This window comes from Streptomyces sp. NPDC101219, assembly GCF_044767675.1.
Lineage (GTDB): Bacteria > Actinomycetota > Actinomycetes > Streptomycetales > Streptomycetaceae > Streptomyces.
The window spans coordinates 80,936-104,601 of record NZ_JBIWOK010000018.1; the positions used below are offsets into that span (position 1 = coordinate 80,936).

Below are 23,666 nucleotides of genomic sequence, written 5' to 3' on the forward strand. Positions count from 1 at the left end.
CGTGACCATCAGCCTGTCCCCGTCCCGGCCGGACGGTCCGGCGCCGCAGCCGCCCGGACGGTCCCCGCGCGCCCTCTGGCACCTCGGGGTGAACGCGATCGTCGTCGGGTGGCTCATCCTGTTCGCCGTGGTGGGAGCCGCCCACCACTTCGTGCCGCACGCCCGCTGGCTGCTCGTCCACCTGCTGCTGCTCGGGGCCGTCAGCAACGCCGTCGTGATCTGGTCCGGGCACTTCGCCGCCAGCGTCCTGCGGCTGCCCGAGGCCAACCGGGGCGCGCCCGCCGCACTGCGGCTGGCCTGCCTGAACGCCGGTGCCGTGGGCGTGATCGCCGGGCTGCTCGCGGGACGCTGGCCCGTCGTCCTCGCCGGCGGGAGCCTGGTCGCGGGCGCGGTCACCGCCCACGCCGCCTGGCTGGTCCGGCTGTTGCGGCGGGCCCTGCCGGGCCGCTTCACCATGACGGTGCGCTACTACGTCGCCGCCGCGGCCCTGCTGCCGGTCGGCGCCTCGCTCGGGATCGTCATGGCGCGCGGTGACCTCGCCGGGGATCTCCCCGAACGGGCCCTGCTCGCCCACGAGATGGTCAACCTGCTCGGCTGGATCGGCCTCACCGTGGCCGGGACGCTCATCACCCTGTGGCCGACCATGCTGCGCACCCGGGTCGCCGAGGGCGCCGAACGCGCGGCCCGGCGTGCCCTCCCCGTCCTGGTCGCCGGCCTCCTCCTGGCCGTGGCCGCCGCCCTGCTCGCACCGCCGCCACTGGCCGCCGCCGGTGTGGCCGTCCACACCGGCGGACTCGTGATCGCGGGCACGCCCTGGCTGCGCGAGGCCCGCACGAAGCCGCCCCGCTCCTTCGCGGCCTGGTCGGTGGCCGCGGGCGTGCTCTGGCTGACCGGGTCCCTGGTGGCCCTGACCGGCATCCTGCTGTCCACCACCTCGTGGGCGACCGCCGCCGCCCGCGTCTCCCAGCTCACCGCGCCCCTCGCGGCCGGCTGGATCGCCCAGGTGCTGCTCGGCGCGCTCAGCTTCCTCGTCCCGGTCGTCCTGGGCGGCGGTCCGGCCGCCGTACGCGCCGCCACCGCCGGACTCGAACGGGCCTGGCCGGCCCGGCTGACCGTCACCAACACGGCGCTGCTGCTCTGCGTCCTGCCGGTGCCGTCCATGGTCCGGGTGGTCTGCTCGTCCCTGCTGCTGCTCGTGCTGCTGCACTTCCTCGTCCTGCTCGTCCACACCGTCGCCCGTGCCCTGCGAGCCCGGCGCACCGCCCCGGCCGCCGGACAGACCGCGGGGCAGGCCGCCGGGCAGACCGCGGGGCAGGCCGCCGGGCAGACCGCGGGGCAGACCGCCGGGCAGGCTGCCGGGCAGACCATCGGCCAGGTGCCTCCCGGCCCTCCCGGCCCTTCCGGCGCTCCCGGCGCTCCTCACCGGGTGCTCGGCGGCGTCGCGACCGGGCTCGCGGTGGTGATGCTGGCGGTCGCGGGAGGCGGCGCGATGGACGTGCGGTCGCTGCCGGTGGTGGCCGGGTCGGCCGCCACGACGGCCGACGGCACCGGCGAGGTGCGGCCCACCGGCCGCACCACCACGGCCGACGTGACCGTGCGCGGCATGCGGTTCTCACCCGCCACGATCGACGTGCCCGCCGGGGACCGCCTGGTGATCCGGCTGCACAACACCGGCACCGACACCCACGACCTGGTGCTGGAGACCGGAGCGCGCACCGACCGGCTCCGCCCCGGGGGGCGGGACACCCTGGACGCCGGGGTCGTCGGCCGTGACGTCTCCGGCTGGTGCTCGGTCGTCGGCCACCGCCAGATGGGTATGGTGCTCGCGATCCGCGTCACGGGCGAGCGTCCCGAACGGGACACCGCGCACGACCACGGCACCGCAGCCGGCACCGGGGCCACCGACGGCGACTCCGGGGAGACCCGCGACGGCGGCTCCGCCGCGGAGGCCTTCGACCCGATGGCCGAACCCGCCCCCGGCTTCACCGCCCGCGACGCCCACCTCCCGCCCGTCACCGCGCCGTCCGGCCCCCGGCTGCACCGGCGGACCCTCACCGTCACGGAGGCGGTCACCGAAGTGGCCCCCGGCGTACGGCAGAAGCTGTGGACCTTCGGCGGCACCGCGCCCGGCCCGGTCCTGCGCGGCCGGGTCGGCGACACCTTCGAGATCACCCTCGTCAACGACGGCACCATCGGCCACTCCGTCGACTTCCACGCCGGAGCGCTGGCCCCGGACCGGCCGATGCGCACCCTCCAGCCGGGCCGGTCGCTGACGTACCGCTTCACGGCGACCCGCAGCGGCATCTGGATGTACCACTGCGCCACCATGCCGATGTCGCTGCACATCGCCAACGGCATGTTCGGCGCGGTGATCATCGACCCGCCCGGCCTGCCGGACGCCGACCGCGAATACGTCCTCGTGCAGTCCGAGTTCTACCTCGGCGCGCAGAACGCCACGGCCGACCCGGACAAGATCCGCGCCGGGCGGCCCGACATGGTCGCCTTCAACGGGTACGCGAACCAGTACGACCACGACCCGCTGACCGCCCGCGCCGGGGAACGCGTCCGGGTGTGGGTGCTGAGCGCGGGGCCCGACCGGCCCAGCGCCTTCCACGTCGTGGGCGGGCAGTTCGACACCGTCTTCCGGGAGGGCGCCTACGCCCTGCGCCCGGGAGGCGCCGAACGCGGCGGCGCGCAGGTCCTCGACCTGCCGCCGGCCGCCGGAGGGTTCGTCGAGCTGACCTTCCCCGAGGCGGGGACGTACCCGTTCGTCACCCACGTGATGACGGACGCGGAACGCGGCGCGCACGGCGTCTTCCGCGTGCGCTGACCGGACGGCCGGGGCAGGGCGCCGGGCGCGGGGTCGGGACCCGGCGTTCCGGGCGCCGGCCTCCCGGGTTCCTTCCCCGCCTCAGGAGTTGAGTTCCGCCAGGGCCCGCAGCGTCGGCACGTCCGGTGCCAGGGCGAGCAGGTCCGTCACCGGTCCCTCGCGCCACAGCTCCAGCCGCTCCGCGATGCGCTCGCGGGGGCCGACCAGGGAGATCTCGTCGGCGAAGGCGTCCGGCACCGCCCGCACCGCCTCCTCCCGGCGGCCCTGAAGGAACAGGTGCTGGATCCGCCGGGCCTCCTCCTCGTACCCCATGCGGGCCATGAGGTCGGCGTGGAAGTTGCGGGTCGCGTGGCCCATGCCGCCGATGTAGAAGCCGAGCATCGTCTTGACGGGGAGCAGCCCCTCGGCGACGTCGTCGCACAGCCGCACCTGAACCAGCGGCGCGACCATGAACCCGTCGCGCAGGCCGCCGGCCAGGGCGGGGCCGTAGACCTCGGGACGGGTGGGGGACCAGTACAGGGGCAGCCAGCCGTCCGCGATCCGGGTCGTCTGGGCGACGTTCTTCGGCCCTTCCGCGCCGAGCAGGACGGGCAGGCCGCCGGGGCGCAGCGGGTGGGTGATCGGCTTGAGTGGCCTGCCGAGGCCGGTGGCGCCCGGGCCGCGGTAGGGGTGGGTGTGGAAGCGGCCGTCGAGTTCCACGGGCGCCGCCCGGCGCAGCACCTGCCGGACGACGTCGACGTACTCGCGGGTCGCGGTCAGCGGCGAGGAGGGGAACGGGCGGCCGTACCAGCCCTCCACCACCTGCGGGCCGGACAGGCCGAGGCCCAGCAGGACGCGCCCGCCGGAGAGGTGGTCCAGGGTGAGAGCGTGCATGGCGGTGGTGGTCGGCGGACGGGCCGCCATCTGCGCGACGGCGGTGCCGAGCCGGATCCGTGAGGTGTGGGCGGCGATCCAGGTGAGCGGGGTGAAGGCGTCCGAGCCCCAGGACTCCGCCGTCCACACGCTGTCGTAGCCGAGCCGCTCCGCCTCCCGGGCGAGCGGCAGGTGACCGGGGGAGGGGCCGCGGCCCCAGTAGCCGAGCGCGAGACCGAGCCGCACGCCTGCCTCCTGACGCTGTGTCAGCCCGTGTCGGCCGGTGTCGCCCGGTGGGCCGTGCCGGGCTTGAGCGGGGCGTCGACTGTACGGCAACGGCCCCCCGCCCGGAAGGGCGAGGGGCCGTGACGAGGAGCGGGCGGGCCCGTCAGCCGCGCTGGATCCCCGAGGTGTCCTGGAGGACGCCGCGACGGCCGTCCTGCGTCTGGGCGACGAGCGCCTGACCGCGCTGCTCGACCGCGAGGTACCAGGTGCCGGGCGCGAGTTCGGCGATCGGGGAGGGCGAACCGTCCTCCGCGAACAGCGGCCGGGCCACCGGCACGGCGAACCAGAACGGCGAGAAGTCACCGGCGGCCGGAGCGGCCGGCTGCCCCTGCGGCTGACCCGGGAAGGGCTGCTGACCGGGCTGGCCAGGCTGCGGCTGACCACCGAAGGATGCCTGCTGCGGGGCACCCGGGTAGCCGTAACCGCCGGGCGGCTGCGCACCGTAGGGCTGCGGGGCGGCGGGACGCGCAGCCGGGACGAGAGCACCCTTCAGGGCGGGCACCAGCGGGGTGGCGACCGCCGCGGCGGCCAGCAGCAGCGCCGCGATCAGACCGAGGATGAGACCGGAACCGGTGTCCGGCTCCCGGCTGCCGAGACCGGAGAAGACGTTGTCGAACGCCCCCATCGGGTCGATGATCGTCCAGAAGGACGTCCACGCGGCGAAGATCGTCAGGGCCACACCGAACTGGCCGAGGTCGAGACCGGCGACCTTGGGCGGCTGGGGCAGCGCGCGGGACACGACGATGAGGGCCGCACCGGCGATACCGGCGATGTACATGCTCATCACCAGGCCGAGGTTGTCCCAGGCGTTGGGGATGTCGTCGCCGTCGCCGCCGAACGTGTCGAGGAACGACGCGATGAACAGCAATACCGCTGCTCCGATCACCACGCCGTCGCCTCGAGTGAGGGAGCGGATATTCACTTCAGGTCCTTCGTAGGTCGTCTCGTCGTCGGAAGAGGCGTCGCTGTTCACCTTGTCGCCCTCAGGCTCCGGTGTGAAGCGCGGGGGTGACCCCTCATCGTAGGAGGACACTACCGTCCGCGCGCTGGGGCTGTCCGCCCGGATCGGCGCGCCGACCTCTACCCGCGCAGGAAACTCACGATTCCCTCAGAGATCCCCCGCGCCGCTTTCTGCCGCCAGGCGCCACTGGTCAGCAGCGCCGCGTCCTTGCTATCGCGCATGTTGCCGCACTCGACGAACACCTTGGGAACCGTTGACAGATTGAGACCGCCCAGGTCCTTCCGCGTGACGAGACCGGTACCGTCGCCGACGTAGTTGGACGGGGCGTTGCCCGTGACGCGGACGAAGTTGCCCGCGATGCGCTCCCCGAGTTCCCGCGAAGGCCCCACGATGGCGCGGGTGTCGGCCTCGCCGGCCCGGACGGCGCCCGGCAGGATGACGTGGAAACCGCGCTGTCCGGCGCCCGCGCCGTCCGCGTGCAGCGACACGACCGCGTCGGCCTTCGCCTCGTTGCCGATCCGGGCCCGCTCGTCCACACACGGCCCGAACGGCCGGTCGGCGTCCTGTGTCAGCTTCACCTCGGCGCCCTGCTCCTCGAGGAGCGCGCGCATCCGGTGGGCCAGGTCGAGGGTGAACTTCGCCTCGGCGTAACCGTCGTTGGTGGCGGTGCCGGTGGTGTCGCACTCCTTGCGGTTCGTCCCGATGTCCACCTGGCGGTTGATCTCGGCCGTGTGCTGGAAGTTGCCGGGGTTGTGCCCCGGGTCGATGACGACGACCTTCCCCTTCAGCGCCCCCGACCCGGCCGGTGCGGACGCCGGGGCGGAAGAGGAGGCGGTCGCGGAGGCGCTCGGCGTCCCGTCGTCCGGACCCTCGGAGTCCGACGCGGAGGACCCGGAGGGGGACGGCTCCCCCGACGACGCCGGAGCGGACGCGGACGACCGGGCCGCGGCGTCCCCGTTGCCCCCGTCGTCGCCCGAACCGCCCACGGCCGCGTAGACGGCCCACCCGAGCAGGGCCCCGGGCACGAGCGCGGCGACCGCCACGGTCAGGGGGCGCCGCCGGGAGTTCGGAGGCTGGGGCGGATCGAAATCGGGACCGGTGTACGACACGGAGCCACCCTAACGGCCACGGGACGGCCCCACGGGCTCATCACCCGACGACCCGACGATGCGACGACCCGACGATGCGACGACCCGACGATGCGACGACCCGGCGACGCGGCGATGCGACGACCCGGCGATGCGGCGACGCGACGACCCGGCGATGCGACGACCCGGCGGCGCGATGGCCGCCGTGCGACAGGACGGCCGCCCGTGTCCTCACGTCCCGGCCGCGTCAGATGCCCGGCCCGGTACGGCGCAGCACCCGCAGGGAGTCCGTCGCCGAGACCTCGGTGAACGCGCCGGAGGCGAGGGCGCGCAGGTAGATCCGGTAGGGGGCCTGGCCGGTGAACTCGTCGGCGGGGTCGGGGAACACGTCGTGGATGACGAGGAGGCCGCCCTCGGCGACGTGGGGCGCCCAGCCCTCGTAGTCGGCGGTGGCGTGCTCGTCGGTGTGGCCGCCGTCGACGAACACCAGGGCGAGCGGGGTGTTCCAGAGCGCCGCGATCTGCGGGGAGCGGCCCACCAGGGCCACCACGTGCTCCTCCAGGCCCGCCCGGCGCAGCGTCCGGCGGAAGGCGGGCAGCGTGTCCATCACGCCCAGTTCCGGGTCGACGGTCTCCGGGTCGTGGTAGTCCCAGCCGGGCTGCTGCTCCTCGCTGCCGCGGTGGTGGTCGACGGTCAGCGCGGTGACCCCGGCCGCGCGGGCCGCGTCCGCCAGGAGCAGCGTGGAGCGCCCGCAGTAGGTGCCGACCTCCAGGAGCGGCAGGCCCAGCCGTCCGGCCTCCACCGCCGCGGCGTACAGGGCCAGGCCCTCGTCCACGGGCATGAAGCCCTTCGCCGCCTCGAACGCGGCCAGGATCTCGGGCTCGGGTGCCGGCGCCATCGGCGTCCTCTCGGGTGCTCACTCGGGTCTCGCTGTCTTCGGCCGCCATGCTGCCCTACGGGGCGGCGGCCCCGGACGACGGGGGTACCGGCGGGTAGCCGGGGGCGGCTCCCCGCCCCGGACCTGCGGAGCCACGCCGTCCGCATCGCTCCCCCGGGCGCCGAAGAGCTGGATCGTGGCCTTGAGGGGTGACACACACCATCCCGGTCGCGCTCACGGGACGACGCGACGGTCCGGTGACACGATGAGCTGTTCAGTCCGACCGGATGGCTCGGCCAGCGGAAAGACGGCAATCGAGTGACCAAGGGAGAAGCAATCGGGTGATAGTGCGCCCAGCGTGCATGCCCGGGCATTCGGGGAGACGTTGTCCGGTCGTGGAACCACGTGATCTCTGGGAGCGAAACACCGTGCTGGCTGAGGCGTTCTGTGCCAGCGATGATCGGGTGCGCCATGCGCAGAGCATTCTGGACCAGGCCCAGGCCGACCGCACGCGAACCCTCGCGGCGTTCGCGGTGGCCGTCGGCAGCGACGGCGGCGTCGCCAACCTGATGGGGCTCAACGAACGCGAAGTGCGCATCGCCCGCCGCACGGTCGGGAAGAAACATGCGCGTACCGTCGCCGATGAACTCCTCAGCCAGCACACGGTCGTGGCCCCGCAGCAGGAGGTCACGCCTGAGCCGAACAGCGAGCCCCCGCTCCCGCCCCCGCCTCCGACCGCCCCCCCGACCGCCGTGCCGGCACCTCGTCCGGAGACACCGCAGTTCCACGTGGGCACCGACACAGCTCCTCCCGCGGGCGTGGCCTCCCAGGAGACGGTCGCGTGGACCCCGTCCATGGACGCCGTCCTGCAGTGGAGCTGGCAGTCCGGTCTTGACCTGGCCACGGTGGCCGCGGAACTCGGCCTCGACCCCCGCGCTCTCCTCCTGCGTGTTCAGCAGCTCGCCGCGGAAGGGCGCCTCACCGTGAAAGCGGCACAGAACGACACCGGGCAGGCCGGACGTCACCGCCGCCACGAGCCGCATCGTCACGAGCCGCATCGCCACGAACCGCATCGCCATGAACCGCATCGCCACGAACCGCTTCACATCCCCGTTCCCGACAGCCCCGAATCCCTCTACACCGCCTATTCGCAGCCCTACGTCTGAGCTGCTCCCGAATTCGACGCAGCCCCGCCTCGTGGTCCGAGGCGGTGTGCCGCACCCCCCTCCGGGGCCGGGACCCGCCCCCCCCGGGGGCCGATGCCGAGGGGCGACCGGGCCCGTGCTCCGGTAGTCGCAGCCGGCCGGCGAGGACGGCACGGGCGGTCGGCGAGGACGGACTGGCGGCCGGACGCTCCGGTCCGATGCCCTGCCCGGGGTCTTCCGTTCGGATCAGGCCGGACCGGGTGCCGGGGGCCCGCGAGCCCGGCCTGATCCACAAGATGCCCTACGTCCACAGCCTGAGGTCCCCGCCCGGCGAAATCCCGATGCACGGGGCAACCGTCCCTTGAGACCATGGCCCTCATGCTCGATGCCCAGGAAGCCCCTGCCGGAACTCCCCGCCGCCGCCGTACCGCCCCTCCCGCGTGGATGGTGGTGGCGCTGGCGTGTGCGGGACAGTTCCTCGTCGTGCTCGACGTCTCCGTCGTGAACGTGGCCCTGCCGTCGATGCGCACCGGCCTCGGCCTGAGCGAGCAGGGCCTGCAGTGGGTCGTCAACGCCTACGCCATCGCCTTCGCCGGGTTCATGCTGCTCGGCGGACGCGCGGGCGACCTGTTCGGACGCAAGCGGATGTTCCTGGTCGGCCTCGGCCTGTTCACCCTGGCCTCGCTGGCCGGCGGGCTGGCCCAGGAGGGCTGGCAGCTGCTGCTGGCGCGGGCCGTGCAGGGGCTCGGGGCGGCCGTCCTCGCGCCGTCCACGCTGACCATCGTCACCGAGGCCGTACCGGAGGGCGCCGCCCGGGCCCGGGCGATCGCCACCTGGACCGCCGTCGGCGCCGGCGGCGGAGCGGCCGGCGGTTTCGTCGGCGGGGTGCTGGTGGACCTGCTGTCCTGGCGCTGGGTCCTGCTGATCAACGTGCCGGTCGGAGCGGTGGTGCTCGCCGGTGCCGTCGGGTGGCTGGCGGAGAGCCGGGCCGGGGACGGGCGCCGGCTCGACCTGCCCGGGGCCCTCCTCGTCACCGGCGGCCTGGCCACCCTGGCCTACGGCATCTCGCAGACCGAGGCCGAGGGGTGGTCCGCGACGGCCACCCTGGTCCCGCTGACCGTCGGCGTCCTGCTGATCCTCCTCTTCCTGCTGGTGGAGGCACGGACCAGGGCGCCGTTGATGCCGCTGGGGCTGCTGCGGCTGCGCTCGGTGTCGTCGGCGAACGTGGGGATGTTCCTGTCCGGTTCGGCGATGTTCTGCATGTGGTTCTTCATGACCCTGTACGCGCAGAACGTCCTCGGCTACACCCCGCTGGAGGCCGGCTTCGCCCTGGTGCCCAGCTCCCTCGCGGTGGTCATCGGCTCCAAGCTGGCGCCCCGGCTGATGCACTCCTTCGGCTCCCGCAACGTCGCCGTGCTCGGCACGCTCGTGGCGGTGGCGGGCTTCGCCTGGCAGTCGACGATGACCGCCGACGGGACGTACCTCACGGCGATCATGTTCCCCGGCATCCTGATGATGCTGGGCGCGGGCCTCGCCGGGACCCCGCTCGCCGCCGTCGCCACCGGCGGTGCCGCCCCCGAGGAGGCCGGGCTGGTCTCCGGGATGATCAACACCTCCCGCACGATGGGCGGTTCCCTGGGCCTGGCGGTCATGTCGACGATCGCCGCGTCCCGCACGGGCGGCAGCAGCAGCCCGCAGGCCCTGACGGAGGGCTACGCCCTCGCCTTCCGCACCGGCACGGCGGTCCTCGTCGCCGGCGCCGTGCTGATGTGGCTGTGGCTGCCGCGCAGGACGGCGGACCAGCACTAGGGTCTCCCGTTCGGCTCATGCCGGGCTCGCGGGCCCCGGCACCGCGCCTCGCCGCGTTGTCGTCGGTTGTCAGGGCTCCGCCCTGCCGCCCTCCTCCGCCTTGCGACGCTCCCCCACTGCCCGAACGGCGTGGGAGGTACCCCCCTCACCGGACCCCGCTCCCTGATCCGGCCTGATCCGGCCTGATCCGGACGAAAGACCCTGGGGCGTCCCGTTCGGCCGGAAACCATGGGCTGCCCGGGAAGCCGTGGGCCGCCCGGAAACCGTGGGCCGCCCGGGAAACCGTGGCCCGGTCCGCCGTGAGAGGCCCGGTGACGGCTCTCCAGGGTGCCCGGGAGGCGTTTTCCCGCCGGGACGGGGGACGGGCCTGCGAGCCCCGCCGACAGCCGCGCAGCAGCCCGCCCGCGCCCCCCGGGGCGGACGTCCACACCCCCTCTGACCTGCCCATTTACGCGGTGAAACGGTACGATTACCGGGCCTGGAAGGGGGCCGGATGGACCGGAGCATACGCACCGTGGACGACGTACTGGACCTGATGGACGGACTGTTCGCACCGGAGGCCGACCGGTGGACGGACCGGGGCGCCGACTGGTGGGACGGCTTCTACGCCGACCGCTCCCGCCCGGTGCCGTTCTTCGCGGCGAAACCCGACGCGAACCTCGTGTCCTATGTCGAGCGAGGGCTTCTCCCCGGCGGCCGGGCGCTGGAGCTGGGCTGCGGACCCGGCCGCAACGCGCTGTACCTGGCGGCCCACGGCTTCGACGTGGACGCGGTCGACCTCTCCCCGACAGCCCTCGCCTGGGCCCGTGAACGGGCGGAGCAATCCGGGTGGACGAGCCGTCTCCGCTTCCACCGCGGGGACGCGTTCACCCTGACCGGCGTCCGCCCCACCGGTCCCGGGAGCGACGCGGCCGCACTGACCGGCCCCTACGACCTCGTGTACGACTCCGGCTGCTTCCACCACCTGCCGCCGCACCGCCGGCTCACCTACCTGACGCTGCTGGACCGGGTCCTCGCGCCCGGCGGCCGGTTCGCGCTCACCTGCTTCGCCGCCGGAGGCATGGGCTCGGAGCTGCCCGACGCGGCCTTCTACACCGGGGACGGTCTCCGGGGCGGGCTCGCCTACACGGACACGTCGCTGCGCCGCGTCTTCTCCGGTCTCACGGAGGTCGAACTGCGCCGGATGCGCGAAGAACCCGACGACGCGCCGGTCTTCGGCAAGGACTTCCTGTGGGCGGGCCTGTTCCGGCGGGCGGACTGACGGTGCGCCGGGGCCGCGGCCGGCCCGGCTCGGCGGGCAAGCCCCCGTATCGACAGCCGGCACACCCACGCCCAGTCAGGGCCGTCCCCGTGCCCCTGGGGTCTTTCGTTCGGATCAGGCCGGATCAGGGAGCGGGGTCCGGTGATGGGGGTACCTCCCACGCCGTCAGGCAGTGGGGAGCGTCGCAAGGCGGAGGAGGGCGGCAGGGCGGAGCCCTGACAACCGACGACAACGCGGCGAGGGGCGGTGCCGGGGCCCGCGAGCCCGGCGTGATCCGAACGAGAGGCCCTAGCCGGACCCGAGCGCCGGGTCGATCACCGTCTCGCCCGTCAGGACCCGGCGGATCGCCGAGGTGAGGTCGTCCACCGGGCCGTCCTTGACGAGGAAGCCGGCCGCACCGGCGTCCAGGGCGCGGCGCAGGTGTCCGGGGCGGCCGGACGTGGCGAGGACGAGGACCCGGCAGTCGGGGACCTGGCGGCGCAGTTCGGCGGCGGCGGTCCAGCAGGAGCCGTCCGGCAGGTCGAGGTCGAGCAGGACCACGTCCGGGCGGTGGACCAGCGCCGCGTCCGCGATCCCGTCGCCCGCGCCCACCTGCGCCACGACCTCGATGTCGGGTTCCATGCCGAGCAGTAAGGCGAGCGCCCCGCGCGCCCGTCGCGGGTCCTCCGCCAGCAGAACCCGGACGGACTTCGCGGGTCGGTGATTCCGGGGCATCTCGTCCACGGCAGCAGCGTAGAGCGCAACCGGCCGGAGAGACCCCGGGAGGCCGGGGGCGGACTGCCGGACGGCGGGAGCACTCCCTCGGCTGACGCTCCGTCAGGAGACTTCCCATGTGCTGGAGGCTCGGCTATACAGGGGAGCGTCGCACTGGAACGCGTTCTAGAAGTGGCGGGTTCCGCGGCCCGTGACGACCCCGGTGCGGCCGACGGTGCGGACAGCCGTACCGGGGTCTTCGACCCGGCGATCAGGAGTCCCATGCCCATCGACGCAGCCAAGGCGCTCGCGGCCGAGCCCCGGACCGGCGAGATCTCCTGGGGCGCCAAGGACGTACTGCTCTACCACCTCGGCATCGGCGCGGGCGTGCCCGCCACCGACCCCGGCGAACTGCGCTACACCCTCGAATCCCGGCTGCACGTCCTGCCCAGCTTCGCCACCGTCGCGGGCGCCGGCTCGCCCGGCGTGATCGGCGGGCTGTCCATGCCGGGCGTGGAGGTCGACCTCGCCCGGGTGCTGCACGGCGGGCAGTCGCTGACGCTGCACCGGCCGCTGCCCGTCGAGGGCACCGCCACCTCGACCGGCAGGATCGCCGCCGTGTACGACAAGGGCAAGGCGGCCGTCCTGGTCATGCGCACCGAAGTGGCGGACGCCGACGGCCCGTTGTGGACCAACGACGCGCAGATCTACGTACGCGGGGAGGGCGGCTGGGGCGGCGACCGGGGCCCCTCCACCCGGCGCGAACCCCCTGCCGCGGAACCGGACCTGGTAGTGGAACGCCCCCTGCGGGAGGACCAGGCCCTGCTCTACCGCCTGTCCGGCGACTGGAACCCCCTGCACGCCGACCCGGGTTTCGCCGAGCGGGCCGGATTCGAGCGGCCCATCCTGCACGGCCTGTGCACCTACGGCATGACCCTCAAGGCCGTCGTCGACACGCTGCTGGACGGCGACGTCACCCGCGTCCGCGCCTACGCCACCCGGTTCGCCGGAGTCGTGTACCCGGGCGAGACCCTGCGGATCCGCATGTGGCGCGGCAGGGGCGGCGGGGGCGGCGGGGCGACGGCCGGTGAGGTCCACGTGGCCGTGAGCGCGGTGGAACGGGACGACGCACCCGTGCTCGCCGACACCGTCGTCGACCACAGCTGAAGCAGGGGTACGGCCGGCCGACCCGCCCGCCCGTAGCCCCACCGCCACCCACACCCCCACCCGACCGATCCACCGCCGAGGGGAGCCGTGCCATGCGCGCAGCCGTACTGCAGGAGACGGGCCAGGAGAAACTGGAGGTCCTCGACGACGTCGACGCGGTGGGCTTCGGCCCCGGGAAGGTGCGGATCCGGGTGCGGGCCGCGGGCCTGTGCCACTCCGACCTGTCCGCGATGAGCGGCGTGCTGCCGCAGCCCGCCCCGTTCGTGCCGGGCCACGAGGGCGCGGGCGAGATCACCGAAGTCGGGGAGGGCGTCACCGGCCTGGCCGCCGGCGACCGGGTCGTCGTCTGCTGGCTGCCCGCCTGCGGTGCCTGCCCCAGCTGCCGGCGCGGGCAGAGGCAGCTGTGCCTGGCCGGGTTCATGAACGCCGGCACCGCCAACTTCCGTCGCCCCGGAGGCGACGTCTTCGGCTTCGCGGGCACCGGCACCTTCGCCGAGGAGGTCGTGGTCGACGCCGGGTGCGCGGTGCCGATCCCCGACGACGTCCCCTTCGACATCGCCGCCCTCATCGGCTGCGGCGTCACCACCGGACTGGGCGCCGCCCTCAACACCGCAGACCTGGAGGCGGGTTCGTCGGTCGCCGTCATCGGCTGCGGCGGGGTCGGGATCTCCGCCGTACAGGGGGCACGGCTGCGGGGCGCCGCCGAGATCGTCGCCGTCGACCCGGTGCCCGCGCGCCGGGAGGCCGCGCTGCGCTTCGGCGCCACCCGCGCCGTGGCGCCGGAGGAACTCGCCGACGCCCGTCAACAGCTCACCGGCGGTGAGGGGTTCGACCACGTCTTCGAGGTCGTCGGACGCTCCGCCACCGCCCGCACCGCCTACGAGAACACCCGGCGCGGCGGCACCCTGGTCGTCGTCGGGGCGGGCGCCATGGACGACCACCTGCACCTCAACATGTTCGAGCTGTTCTTCGACGAGAAGCGCATCCTGCCCTCGATGTACGGCGGCGGGGACGTCGTCCGCTCCTACGAGCGGACCATCGCCCTGTGGCGGGCCGGCCGGGTCGACCTGGCCGGCCTGATCACCCACCGCGTCCCGCTCACCGGCATCAACGACGCGCTCGACCAGATGCGCACCGGGACCGCGCTGCGCACCTGCGTCGAGATCTGAGGGCCTGCCGATGTCCGGTGCGTGGGGACATGAGGACCCGCTGATGTCCGATGCGTCGAGGCCTGAGGGCCTGCCGATGTCCGGTGTGTGGGGACATGAGGACCCGCCGATGTCCGATACGTCGAAATCCGAGAGGCCGCCGATGTCCGAGAACACGCGTCCCTCCGCCCGGCAGCAGGCACGGCCACGGTCACGGCCGCTGGCCGGACTCACCGCGGTCGTCACGGGCGCCGGGCGCGGCCTGGGCCGGGCCGAGGCCCTCGAACTCTCCCGGCTCGGTGCGGCCGTCGTCGTCAACGACTACGGGCAGCCGGGCCGCGACGGCACCGGCGACGCCTCCGCCGCGCCCGCCGAGGACGTGGCCGACGAGATCCGCGCGGGGGGCGGCACCGCCCTCGCCCACACGGGTGACGTCGCCGACTTCCGGCAGGCGGGCGAACTCGTCGAGGCGGCGGTCAAGGAGTTCGGCCGGCTCGACATCCTCGTCAACAACGCGGGCATCCTGCGCGACCGGATGGTCTTCTCGATGACCGAGGACGACTGGGACGCCGTGATCCGCGTCCACCTCAAGGGCCACTTCAACACCATCCGGCACGCCGCCGCCCACTGGCGCGAGCGGTCCAAGCGGGACGGGGCGCCGGTGTACGGGCGGATCGTGAACACCTCCTCGGAGGCCTTCCTCGCCGGGTCCGCCGGACAGCCCAACTACGCGGCGGCCAAAGGGGGGATCGTCGGCCTCACCACGTCCACGGCGCACGCCCTCGCCAAGTACGGGGTGACCGCCAACGCGATCTGCCCGCGCGCCCGCACCCGGATGACGGAGGACGTCTTCGCCGGACTCCGCCCCGACGACGGCGGACCCGACCCGCTGGCACCCGAGCATGTCGCCCCGCTCGTCGGCTACTTGGCGTCACCGGCCGCCGGACGCGTGAACGGCCGGCTCCTCGTGGTGCACGGCGGCATGGTCGCCCTCGTCGAACGGCCCCGCGTCGCCGCCCGGTTCGACAGCGGACAGGACACCTTCACGTACGACGAACTGGACGCCCTGCTCACCCCGCACTACGCCGGACGCCCGCCGGGTGAGACGTTCGCCGCGGTCGAGGTGCTGGGCCTGCGACGCGGCGCCTGACACGGACCGGCCCCGCCCGTCGCGCGACGGACGGGGCCGGTCCCCGGTACTGCGTGCCGGTGCGGTGCCTCAGGCGGCCGACTCGGCGTGCTCCTGCTCCTCCACCGGCCTGCGGTGACGTCCGCGCGGAGCGGTCTCGCCGTCCTGGGTGGAAACCGGTCCGCGGTGCTTGCCCCGGCCGGGGGCGACCTGCCCGCCGTCGGCGGTCGGCGCCTGGTGCGTCATGGCGTCGTTCATCGAGAAGAATTCACCCCGTAAAACTGAACTTTCCTACAGCCGGGCGAGTTTAACCGGCACCGGGCCCCCCGGATCCAGGCGGCCACGCGGACCGCCACTACTTCGTTACAAGCCCTTCCAGGGGCGCCTGTTGCAGCGGAACGGGCCTCGGCACGGAAGACGCCTCGGCGGGCGGCGCGGGGCTGCCCGAACCGGCCGCGGAGTCCGCTTCGGCGTCCGTGCCCCCGGCGGTGTCCGTGCCGCCGGCGGTGTCCGTGCCGCCGGCGGTGTCCGTGCCCCCGGCGGTGTCCGAGGCGCCGCTTGGGACATCGACGCCCACCCGTCCGACGCTGTCCTTCGGCGCCGGGGCATGCATCCGGGCGACCCCGCACGGCACGTCCCGCGTGGCGTACGGCAGGCCCAGTACCCCGTCCTCGGTCCACCAGCCGGCGCCGGTCAGCCACCCCTCCGGCGCCGGAAGGTGACGCACCTTCCGCTCGGCCGGCCGCCACAGGCCCACCCAGCTGCCGAACGGGCCGTCGAGGCGCAGCGCCACCGCACAGCCCTCCGGGGTGAGCACCTGCCCCGGCTGGATGGCGAACGGCGTGACCACGCAGTCCGGCAGCCGCAGGCACTCCGGAAAACGCACCGGCAGTGTGCTGCCCAGCACGCCCCAGCCCAGACGGGGGCTGCCCGGCGAGGGCGCGTCCGAGCGGATCAGCAACAGCCCGCTGTCCGGGGCGGCGAGCAGGACCCGGTCGTCGCTCTCGGCCGCGATCTGCAACAGCGGCGACACCTCGCCGTCGCGCTCCAGGTCCACCACGACGGACTTGGTGCGCCCGCCGGTCTCCCGGTCCAGTGCCAGCATCCGGCCCGCACGGTCCAGCCATGCCCCGCCCGAGCAGCGTCCGGGGAACTCGGCCACGCGTTCCGGCCCGAAGACGCCGCCCGCCACCAGCCACACCGTCGTGGTGCGCCGCCCCACCGCCAGCGCGTACGCCCGTTCACCACCTGGTGTGGGCGGCAGCAGCCGCAGCACTGTGTCGGCGTCGGGACATTCGACCGCGCCGAGCGGCAGCTCGCCGGTCCCGGGGTCGGTGGGGTAGAGCAGGAAGAAGGCGTGCTGTCCGGCCATGGGCCGGTGGATCAGCACCCGTCCGTCGCCCATCGGCTGCACCTCGGTGCCAGGCTCCTCGGGCCGACCGCCCGGCAGCGGCACCGCGTAGGGCTCGGGCCCGTCCAGGGTCCACCGCTCCGGAACCGGGCAGCCGTCGGCGGGCATCAGACGCGCGGCGTAGGAACCGTCCGCCGCGATCGCCCAGCCCGTCGGCCCTGGTTCGTCGTCGTGACCGGTCGAAGGTTCGGTTGCACACGCCGTCATGGTTCGGTCACCTCCGGCGACGAACGTAGTTTTCGTACGGACGGTCGGGGGAGAGGCGGGGCTCCCCTTCACACATAAGGGTGTTCCAGGAACGATTCGTCTGAGGAAGCGGGCGTGTATGTGCTCCCGGTGCCGGGCCGGCCGGTGGGGGGCGTGCGTGAGCCGGAGCGAGCGGGTGGGGAGCGGGTGCGAGCGGGTGCGCGCGGGGAGCCGGTGCGGCCCGGGTGACGGGGTGACCGGATGCGTGGGGGTGATGGGCTGAGCCGGGCGACCGGGCGACCGGGCGAGCCGGGGCGACGGGGTGAGCCGGGCGGACCGGAAGGGCCGGTCACGGCGGAGCGCGCCGCCCCGCCACCGCGGAGCGCGTCGCCCCGCCACCGCGGAGCGGAACACCGGCCCCGGGCGGCGTCGAACGTCCCGTTACGGTGGCGCCGAACAGCCAGGTAGCCTGTGCTGCGTGCCCCGTCTGTCTGAAGTCATCACCGCGCTGGAGAACCTGTGGCCCGCCGAACGGGCCGAGTCCTGGGACGCGGTCGGCACCGTCGTGGGCGACCCCGGCCAGGAGGTCTCCCGGGTCCTGTTCGCCGTCGACCCCGTCCAGGAGATCGTCGACGAGGCGGTGAAGCTGGGCGCCGACCTGCTGGTCACCCACCACCCGCTCTACCTGCGCGGGACGACCACGGTCGCGGCATCCACCTTCAAGGGCCGCGTGGTGCACACGCTGATCAAGAACGACATCGCGCTGCACGTCGCCCACACCAATGCCGACACGGCCGACCCCGGCGTCAGCGACGCCCTGGCCGGCGCGCTGGACCTGCGGGTCGTCGGCCCGCTCGTCCCGGACCCCACCGATCCCGAGGGCCGCCGCGGCCTGGGCCGCGTGTGCGAGGCCGACCAGCCGCTCACCGTCCGCGAACTCGCCGACCGCGCCGCCTCGCGGCTGCCCGCCACCGCCCAGGGCATCCGGGTCGCCGGGGACCCCGAGGCGCCGGTGCGCAGGGTCGCCGTCAGCGGCGGCTCCGGCGACAGCCTCTTCGACCACGTACGCGCCGCCGGCGTGGACGCCTTCCTCACCGCGGACCTGCGCCACCACCCGGCGTCCGAGGCCCGCGCACAGCACCCGCTCGCGCTGCTCGACGCGGCCCACTGGGCCACCGAGTGGCCCTGGTGCGAGCTGGCGGCCGCCCAGCTCGACGAGATCTCCGACCGCCACGGCTGGGGCCTCAGGGTCCACGTCTCCAGGACGGTCACGGACCCCTGGACCGCCCACGCGGCGTCCGCCCGCCCGTCGTCGTCCACCACCGCCCCTCCCGGGAACGCCCCGAGCGCCCCCTCCGAGCCCGATACATCTGGAGCCCCCAACTGAACGCCGCGCCCGCCGACCAGATCCGACTCCTCGACGTCCAAGACCTCGACGTCCGCCTCCAGCAGCTGGCGCACAAGCGGAAGTCGCTCCCCGAACACGCCGAGATCGAGTCGCTGACCAAGGACCTCACCCAGCTGCGCGACCTGCTGGTGGCCGCGCAGACCGAGGAGAGCGACTGCGCCCGCGAGCAGACCAAGGCCGAGCAGGACGTGGACCAGGTGCGCCAGCGCGCCGCCCGTGACCAGAAGCGCCTCGACTCCGGTGCCGTCTCCTCGCCCAAGGACCTGGAGAACCTCCAGCGCGAGATCGCCTCCCTCGCCAAGCGGCAGGGCGACCTCGAGGACGTCGTCCTGGAGGTCATGGAGCGCCGCGAGTCCGCGCAGGAGCGGGCCGGCGAACTGACCGAGCGGGTCGCCTCCGTCCAGGCGAAGATCGACGACGCCACCGCCCGCCGGGACGCGGCGTTCGAGCAGATCGACGGCGAGGTCGCCACGGCCACCAAGGAGCGCGAGGTCATCGCCGCGGCCGTGCCCGCCGACCTGCTCAAGCTGTACGACAAGCTGCGCGAGCAGCAGGGCGGTATCGGTGCGGCGAAGCTGTACGCCCGCTCCTGCCAGGGCTGCCGCCAGGAGCTCGCCATCACCGAGCTGAACGAGATCCGCGCGGCCGCCCCCGACACCGTCGTGCGCTGCGAGAACTGCCGCCGCATCCTGGTGCGCACCGCCGAGTCGGGTCTGTAAGGGGCTTCACCGGTGCGGGAGTTCATCGTCGAGGCGGACGGCGGGTCGCGGGGCAACCCCGGGCCCGCCGGGTACGGGGCCGTGGTGAGCGACGCGGCGACGGGGGAGACCCTGGCGGAGGCCGCCGAGTACATCGGCGTCGCCACCAACAACGTCGCCGAGTACCGGGGCCTGCTGGCCGGCCTGCGGGCCGCCCGCGACCTCGACCCGGAGGCCGTGGTCCGCGTCCGGATGGACTCCAAGCTGGTCGTCGAGCAGATGTCCGGCCGCTGGAAGATCAAGCACCCCGACATGAAGCCGCTGGCAGCCGAGGCGGCGCGGATCTTCCCTCGGGAGCGGGTCACCTACGAGTGGATCCCGCGGGAACGCAACAAGCACGCCGACCGGCTGGCCAACGAGGCGATGGACGCGGGCGCTCGCGGGGAGCAGTGGTCCGCGTCGGCGTCCACCGCCGACCTGGACACCCCGCCGGCCCGCCCCGTGCGCCCGGCGCCCCCCGAGCCGCAGGGCCCGCCCGGGGACGCCGCTGCCGGAGCGGCCCGGGCCCGCGCGGCACTCGCCGAGGGCGCCGCCCGCAACCGCACGACCGCCGCCCGGGCACAGACTCCGGCGGCCCCCGACGCCGGCAACGACAGCCCCGCCGGCAACGACAGCCCCGCCGGCGCGGCCGAACCCGCCTCCGGCCCCGATCCCGCGTCCGAGGCCGGGAAGGCCGGCCCCGATCCCGCGTCCGAGGCTGGGAAGGGCGGCACTGACCCCGCGTCCGAGGCTGGGAAGGGCGGCACTGACCCCGCGTCCGAGGCCGGGAAGTCCGGCGCGGACGTCCGTGCCGCCGAGGCCGTCGCCACTCCCCGCTCCGGCTGGGGGCCCGCCGACATGGGCCCGCCGGCCACCTTCGTCCTGCTCCGGCACGGCGAGACGCCACTGACCCCGCAGAAGCGTTTCTCGGGCAGCGGCGGCAGCGACCCCTCCCTCTCCGGCATCGGCCGCGAGCAGGCCGAGCGGGTCGCCGCGGCCCTGGCCCGGCGCGGCACCGTGCAGGCGATCGTCGCCTCCCCGCTCGCCCGGACCCGCGAGACCGCACAGATCGTCGCCGCTCGCCTCGGGCTGGACGTGCAGATCGAAGAAGGGCTGCGCGAGACGGACTTCGGCGCCTGGGAGGGCCTCACCTTCGGCGAAGTCCGCGAACGCCACCCGGAGGACCTGAACGCCTGGCTGTCCGCACCCGACGCCGAACCCACCGGCGGCGGCGAGAGCTTCGCGGCCACCGCGGCCCGGGTCGCCGCGGCGCGGGACAAGCTGATCGCCGCCCACGCGGGCCGCACGGTCCTGCTCGTCACCCACGTCACGCCGATCAAGACGCTCGTCCGGCTCGCCCTCGGCGCCCCGCCGGAGGCCCTGTTCCGCATGGAACTGTCGGCCGCGTCCCTGTCGGCGGTCGCCTACTACGCCGACGGCAACGCCAGCGTCCGCCTGTTCAACGAGACGTCGCACCTGCGCTGAGCCCGGCCGCCGCCCGGGCCAGCCGCTCGACACGCGCCCAGTCCCCGGCGGCCACGGCATCCGCCGGGACCATCCAACTGCCGCCGACGCAGCCCACGTTGGGCAGCGCCAGATAGTCCGGCGCGTTGTCCGGGTCCACACCGCCCGTCGGGCAGAAGCGGGCCTGCGGCAACGGCCCGGCGAGCGCCCGGAGGTACGCCGCGCCGCCGGACGGCTCCGCCGGGAAGAACTTCATCTCCCGCACCCCGCGCTCCAGCAGCGCCACCACCTCCGAGGCCGTCGACACCCCGGCCAGGAACGGCACCCCCGACGCCCGCATCGCCTCCAGCAGCCGCTCCGTCCACCCGGGGCTCACCAGGAAGCGGGCACCGGCGCCCACCGCGTCGTCCACCTGCCCTGGCGTGAGCACCGTGCCCGCCCCGACCACGGCTCCGGGCACTTCGGCGGCGACCGCCCGGATCGCGTCGAGCGCGGCGGGCGTCCGCAGCGTCACCTCGACCGCCGGCAGCCCCCCGGCCACCAGCGCACGCGCCAGCGGCACGGCGTCGGCGGCGTCCTCGACCACCACGACGGGCACGACGGGAGCCAGGTCCAGCAGGGAGACGGCGGGGGAGGGGCCGGAAGAGGGCAGGGGTGAACTCATGACGGTCATGCTGCCGGGCGAAGGCACGCTGCGCAAAGCCCATTGCATACTGCGCAACGGAATGCCGTACTGCGCGCCTCCGGGACTCAGTGAACCTCCGCCACCAGCACGTCCAGCGACCACGCCGTCCCCGCCCTGGCGGGCGCCTCGCACTCCACCTCGTACCCGAGCTCCCGCAGCGCGTCGACCAGCTCGGCCGGGTCGCCCGGCGCGGACCCGGTCGACAGCAGACTCCGGACGATCCGGCCCTTGGTCGCCTTGTTGAAGTGGCTGACCACCTTCCGGGTCGGCGCGTGCAGCACCCGCACGGTCGCCGTCCGCCCCGCCACCTCGCCCTTGGGCTTCCAGGCCGTCGCGTACGCAGCCGACCTCAGGTCCAGGACCAGCCCGCTCCCGGCCGCCTCCGGCAGCACCTCCGCCATCGGCGCCCGCCAGTGCGCGCCCAGCGCCCCGAGGCCCGGCAGCCTGACGCCCATCGAACACCGGTAGGACGGGATCCGGTCGGTGACCCGGACCGCGCCCCACAGGCCGGAGAACACCAGCAACGAGCGCGCGGCCCGCCGCTTCGCCGCCGTGTCGAGCGTGGCCAGGCCCAGCGCGTCGTACAGCACCCCGGTGTAGATCTCCCCGGCGGGCCGGGCCCCGGCCGTGCGCAGCTCCGCGTTCTTGGCGACCTCACCCCGCAGCCCCTCGCTCAGCCCCAGCACCTCGCGCGCCTTGTCCTCGTCCCCGGTGCACAGGTCGACCAGCTCGTCGAGCACGGCGTTCCGGGCGGCGGTCAGCCCCGGCAGCGACAACGACTCCGTACGCAGCGGGGCCCCGCGGCCGGAAGCGGCCTTGCCCTCGGACGGCGGCAGCAGGACAAGCACACGTACTCCTTCGACTTCGGCTCACGGCATCGGGGCTCGCGTGCCCGGTCGTGTCCCCGGGGTGCGGGCCCCGGCGGCCCGGCGGGCGGAACCCCGCCGCAAGAGTACGGCGCCCGCTCCCCGCCCCCACGCGCCGGGACACCCCCACACCGTCCCCCGCTCACGCGCCCCGCCCCTCCCCGAGCCTCCTCAGCAGCCGCCGGATCACCTCCGCCTGGGCCGGAGCGAAATCGGCGTACAGGGCGCGCAGGAAACTGTGCTCCTGGTCGACGAAGCCCGCCCCCGGCGGCACCAGCCCCTCGGGCAGGCAGGCGACGAAGAGGTCCACGGCCTCGTCGATCCGCGGATCGTCCGTACCGGCGTCGGCGAGCGCGTCGAGCAGGGCGTACGCGCGCTGCGCCCGCTCCACCCCGCCCGGCGCGGACAGCGCACTGCCGAACATGGCCATGAACGCGTCCCGCTCCTCGGGCGGCGCCGTGGTCTCGATCAGCGCGAGCACCTCCCGGTCCTTGGCCGCCGAGGGCGAGTCGGCGAGGCCGGCCAGCTCCTCGAACAGGGCGGCCAGCTCCGGGGACACCGGCCCGTCGGCAGTCAGCCCGCCCTCCGTCTCCAGCAGCGCCCGCAGCCGCCCCCGCCGCTCCCGGAGCGCCGCCTCCTGCCGGGCCAGGTCCTCGTCCAGTTCCGTCAGCACCTCCATCAGGTCCTTCCCGGCGTCGTCCGCGAGCACGTCCCGCACCTCGGCCAGCCCCAGCCCCAGCTCCGTCAGCCGCCGGATCCGCGCCAGCACGACCGCGTGCCGCAGCGTGTAGTTCCGGTAGCCGTTGCTCAGCCGCTCCGGCTCCGGCAACAGCCCGAGATGGTGGTAGTGCCGCACGGCCCGCGTGGTGACGCCGACGGTGGCGGCGAGTTCGCCGATCCGCATGCCTCCCAGTAGAAACGTTGACGCTGCGGCAGGGTCAACCGGCCGCCGTCGCACCGCCCGCCGGGCCGCTCCGTGTGCCACGATCGAGGCAACGACTCCCGATCCACGACCAGGTGATCACCCGATGCCCCACTCCGGTGAGCGACCGAAGGAGGGGCGTGACGTGACTGCCATGGCCCACGAGCCGCTCTCGCAGGCGGATGTCCTGCTCGAGGGCTTCCTCGCCCTGGACACCCCGGAGGGTTTCCGGGCGGAGCTGATCGAGGGGGAGATCGTGGTGACGCCGCCGCCGGACGGGGACCACGAGGACTGCATCGGGCTGATCGTGACGCAGGTGATCAGAGAATCCCGGACCGCCATGCAGTTCTCCGGGAACAAGGGCCTGAAGCTGAGCAGCGGCGGGGCGTGCCCGAAGAACCACATCATCCCGGACGGCGTCTTCGCGCCCGCGGCGTCGCGCCTGTACCGGGGAGCGGACCCCTGGATGCCGTGCGACGGCGTCGCGCTGGTCATGGAGGTGACCTCCGGCAAACCCCGGACGGACCGCGAAGCCGAGCGCCACTGCTACGCGCGCGGAGCCATCCCCCTCTACCTGCTCGTCGACCGCGGCATCTCCTCGGTCACGCTGTTCAGCGATCCGGAGAAGGACGAGTACCGGGAGCAGTGCACGCGCCCCTTCGGCAAACCGATCGCCCTGCCCGAACCCTTCGCCTTCGACCTGGACACCGCCGACTTCGTCTGATCCCCTGATCGGGGGGTG

The 23,666-nt window shown here is 74.4% G+C and carries 20 protein-coding genes and 1 pseudogene; 11 read left to right on the top strand and 10 right to left on the bottom strand.

Annotated features, from left to right (window positions below; genetic code table 11):
* Window position 1 precedes the first annotated feature (1 nt).
* The gene (locus tag ACIRPP_RS28230; RefSeq protein ID WP_403648437.1) at window positions 2–2,830 is read left to right on the top strand and encodes a multicopper oxidase domain-containing protein; all 2,829 of its coding nucleotides are present in this window, start codon (window positions 2–4) and stop codon (window positions 2,828–2,830) included.
* An 81-nt stretch (window positions 2,831–2,911) separates the two neighbouring features.
* Here ACIRPP_RS28230 and ACIRPP_RS28235 read toward each other — a convergent pair whose 3' ends face one another.
* The 4 genes from ACIRPP_RS28235 to ACIRPP_RS28250 form a co-directional block, all read right to left on the bottom strand.
* Window positions 2,912–3,928, bottom strand: coding sequence for an LLM class F420-dependent oxidoreductase (locus tag ACIRPP_RS28235; protein ID WP_403648439.1), 1,017 nt, complete (start codon window positions 3,926–3,928; stop codon window positions 2,912–2,914).
* A 142-nt stretch (window positions 3,929–4,070) separates the two neighbouring features.
* On the bottom strand, window positions 4,071–4,889 hold the full coding sequence (locus tag ACIRPP_RS28240; RefSeq protein ID WP_403648576.1) for a hypothetical protein: 819 nt from the start codon (window positions 4,887–4,889) through the stop codon (window positions 4,071–4,073).
* 158 nt (window positions 4,890–5,047) lie between these two features.
* A complete protein-coding gene (locus ACIRPP_RS28245) occupies window positions 5,048–6,037 on the bottom strand; it encodes an N-acetylmuramoyl-L-alanine amidase (protein WP_403648443.1) in 990 nt (329 codons plus the stop codon).
* Window positions 6,038–6,263: 226 nt separating this feature from the next.
* The gene (locus tag ACIRPP_RS28250; protein WP_403648445.1) at window positions 6,264–6,914 is read right to left on the bottom strand and encodes a class I SAM-dependent methyltransferase; all 651 of its coding nucleotides are present in this window, start codon (window positions 6,912–6,914) and stop codon (window positions 6,264–6,266) included.
* Window positions 6,915–7,321: 407 nt separating this feature from the next.
* Between ACIRPP_RS28250 and ACIRPP_RS28255 the strand changes: the two genes are divergently transcribed.
* The 3 genes from ACIRPP_RS28255 (at window position 7,322) to ACIRPP_RS28265 (ending at window position 11,108) form a co-directional block, all read left to right on the top strand.
* Complete coding sequence (locus ACIRPP_RS28255) at window positions 7,322–8,059, top strand: hypothetical protein (RefSeq protein ID WP_403648447.1); 738 nt, start codon at window positions 7,322–7,324, stop codon at window positions 8,057–8,059.
* 348 nt (window positions 8,060–8,407) lie between these two features.
* Window positions 8,408–9,847 carry an MFS transporter gene (locus ACIRPP_RS28260; RefSeq protein WP_403648450.1) on the top strand — a complete coding sequence of 480 codons (1,440 nt, stop codon included), beginning with the start codon at window positions 8,408–8,410 and terminating at the stop codon, window positions 9,845–9,847.
* A gap of 493 nt (window positions 9,848–10,340) precedes the next feature.
* Complete coding sequence (locus tag ACIRPP_RS28265; protein WP_403648453.1) at window positions 10,341–11,108, top strand: SAM-dependent methyltransferase; 768 nt, start codon at window positions 10,341–10,343, stop codon at window positions 11,106–11,108.
* A gap of 294 nt (window positions 11,109–11,402) precedes the next feature.
* On the opposite strand, the pseudogene ACIRPP_RS28270 reads toward ACIRPP_RS28265, so the two are convergent.
* Window positions 11,403–11,822 (bottom strand): annotated as a pseudogene (locus tag ACIRPP_RS28270) (response regulator); the annotation flags it as partial.
* Window positions 11,823–12,083: 261 nt separating this feature from the next.
* Here ACIRPP_RS28270 and ACIRPP_RS28275 point away from each other — a divergent pair.
* The 3 genes from ACIRPP_RS28275 (at window position 12,084) to ACIRPP_RS28285 (ending at window position 15,266) form a co-directional block, all read left to right on the top strand.
* Window positions 12,084–12,968, top strand: a complete 885-nt coding sequence (locus ACIRPP_RS28275; RefSeq protein WP_403648455.1) for a MaoC/PaaZ C-terminal domain-containing protein — start codon at window positions 12,084–12,086, stop codon at window positions 12,966–12,968.
* A gap of 92 nt (window positions 12,969–13,060) precedes the next feature.
* A complete protein-coding gene (locus ACIRPP_RS28280; RefSeq protein WP_403648458.1) occupies window positions 13,061–14,137 on the top strand; it encodes a Zn-dependent alcohol dehydrogenase in 1,077 nt (358 codons plus the stop codon).
* Window positions 14,138–14,279: 142 nt separating this feature from the next.
* Complete coding sequence (locus tag ACIRPP_RS28285; protein ID WP_403648460.1) at window positions 14,280–15,266, top strand: 3-oxoacyl-ACP reductase; 987 nt, start codon at window positions 14,280–14,282, stop codon at window positions 15,264–15,266.
* Window positions 15,267–15,335: 69 nt separating this feature from the next.
* Here ACIRPP_RS28285 and ACIRPP_RS28290 read toward each other — a convergent pair whose 3' ends face one another.
* Both ACIRPP_RS28290 and ACIRPP_RS28295 read right to left on the bottom strand, forming a co-directional pair.
* Window positions 15,336–15,503: a hypothetical protein gene (locus ACIRPP_RS28290; protein WP_192235022.1), complete on the bottom strand. Its 168-nt coding sequence runs from the start codon at window positions 15,501–15,503 to the stop codon at window positions 15,336–15,338.
* 97 nt (window positions 15,504–15,600) lie between these two features.
* Complete coding sequence (locus tag ACIRPP_RS28295; RefSeq protein WP_403648463.1) at window positions 15,601–16,863, bottom strand: hypothetical protein; 1,263 nt, start codon at window positions 16,861–16,863, stop codon at window positions 15,601–15,603.
* 457 nt (window positions 16,864–17,320) lie between these two features.
* Between ACIRPP_RS28295 and ACIRPP_RS28300 the strand changes: the two genes are divergently transcribed.
* Genes ACIRPP_RS28300 through ACIRPP_RS28310 form a run of 3 tightly spaced genes read left to right on the top strand, consistent with a single transcriptional unit; the run spans window position 17,321 to window position 20,472 of the window.
* Complete coding sequence (locus tag ACIRPP_RS28300; RefSeq protein WP_403648466.1) at window positions 17,321–18,229, top strand: Nif3-like dinuclear metal center hexameric protein; 909 nt, start codon at window positions 17,321–17,323, stop codon at window positions 18,227–18,229.
* Window positions 18,226–18,969, top strand: coding sequence for a zinc ribbon domain-containing protein (locus ACIRPP_RS28305; protein WP_164345358.1), 744 nt, complete (start codon window positions 18,226–18,228; stop codon window positions 18,967–18,969). The genes ACIRPP_RS28300 and ACIRPP_RS28305 overlap by 4 nt, the downstream gene beginning before the upstream one ends.
* A gap of 12 nt (window positions 18,970–18,981) precedes the next feature.
* Window positions 18,982–20,472: a bifunctional RNase H/acid phosphatase gene (locus tag ACIRPP_RS28310; RefSeq protein ID WP_403648469.1), complete on the top strand. Its 1,491-nt coding sequence runs from the start codon at window positions 18,982–18,984 to the stop codon at window positions 20,470–20,472.
* On the opposite strand, the gene eda is transcribed toward ACIRPP_RS28310, so the two are convergent.
* The 3 genes from eda to ACIRPP_RS28325 all read right to left on the bottom strand — a co-directional run bounded on the left by eda (window position 20,447) and on the right by ACIRPP_RS28325 (window position 22,906).
* Window positions 20,447–21,115, bottom strand: coding sequence for a bifunctional 4-hydroxy-2-oxoglutarate aldolase/2-dehydro-3-deoxy-phosphogluconate aldolase (gene eda, locus ACIRPP_RS28315; RefSeq protein ID WP_403648472.1), 669 nt, complete (start codon window positions 21,113–21,115; stop codon window positions 20,447–20,449). The two genes, ACIRPP_RS28310 and eda, sit on opposite strands and share 26 nt — an antisense overlap.
* Before the next feature lie 86 nt (window positions 21,116–21,201).
* Window positions 21,202–21,984, bottom strand: coding sequence for a peroxide stress protein YaaA (gene yaaA, locus ACIRPP_RS28320; protein ID WP_403648475.1), 783 nt, complete (start codon window positions 21,982–21,984; stop codon window positions 21,202–21,204).
* Window positions 21,985–22,144: 160 nt separating this feature from the next.
* Window positions 22,145–22,906, bottom strand: coding sequence for a MerR family transcriptional regulator (locus ACIRPP_RS28325; protein ID WP_403648478.1), 762 nt, complete (start codon window positions 22,904–22,906; stop codon window positions 22,145–22,147).
* A gap of 172 nt (window positions 22,907–23,078) precedes the next feature.
* Between ACIRPP_RS28325 and ACIRPP_RS28330 the strand changes: the two genes are divergently transcribed.
* Complete coding sequence (locus ACIRPP_RS28330) at window positions 23,079–23,648, top strand: Uma2 family endonuclease (RefSeq protein ID WP_403648580.1); 570 nt, start codon at window positions 23,079–23,081, stop codon at window positions 23,646–23,648.
* The last annotated feature ends 18 nt before the right edge of the window (window positions 23,649–23,666 follow it).

What these genes read in the sequence shown, in the direction of transcription:
- ACIRPP_RS28250 (WP_403648445.1), bottom strand. Translation starts at nt 6,914, where the DNA reads ATGGCGCCGGCACCCGAGCCCGAGATCCTGGCCGCGTTCGAGGCGGCG.
- ACIRPP_RS28260 (WP_403648450.1), top strand. Translation starts at nt 8,408, where the DNA reads ATGGCCCTCATGCTCGATGCCCAGGAAGCCCCTGCCGGAACTCCCCGC.
- ACIRPP_RS28265 (WP_403648453.1), top strand. Translation starts at nt 10,341, where the DNA reads ATGGACCGGAGCATACGCACCGTGGACGACGTACTGGACCTGATGGAC.
- ACIRPP_RS28275 (WP_403648455.1), top strand. Translation starts at nt 12,084, where the DNA reads ATGCCCATCGACGCAGCCAAGGCGCTCGCGGCCGAGCCCCGGACCGGC.
- ACIRPP_RS28280 (WP_403648458.1), top strand. Translation starts at nt 13,061, where the DNA reads ATGCGCGCAGCCGTACTGCAGGAGACGGGCCAGGAGAAACTGGAGGTC.
- ACIRPP_RS28285 (WP_403648460.1), top strand. Translation starts at nt 14,280, where the DNA reads ATGTCCGAGAACACGCGTCCCTCCGCCCGGCAGCAGGCACGGCCACGG.
- ACIRPP_RS28290 (WP_192235022.1), bottom strand. Translation starts at nt 15,503, where the DNA reads ATGAACGACGCCATGACGCACCAGGCGCCGACCGCCGACGGCGGGCAG.
- ACIRPP_RS28295 (WP_403648463.1), bottom strand. Translation starts at nt 16,863, where the DNA reads ATGACGGCGTGTGCAACCGAACCTTCGACCGGTCACGACGACGAACCA.
- eda (WP_403648472.1), bottom strand. Translation starts at nt 21,115, where the DNA reads ATGAGTTCACCCCTGCCCTCTTCCGGCCCCTCCCCCGCCGTCTCCCTG.
- ACIRPP_RS28325 (WP_403648478.1), bottom strand. Translation starts at nt 22,906, where the DNA reads ATGCGGATCGGCGAACTCGCCGCCACCGTCGGCGTCACCACGCGGGCC.
- ACIRPP_RS28330 (WP_403648580.1), top strand. Translation starts at nt 23,079, where the DNA reads ATGGCCCACGAGCCGCTCTCGCAGGCGGATGTCCTGCTCGAGGGCTTC.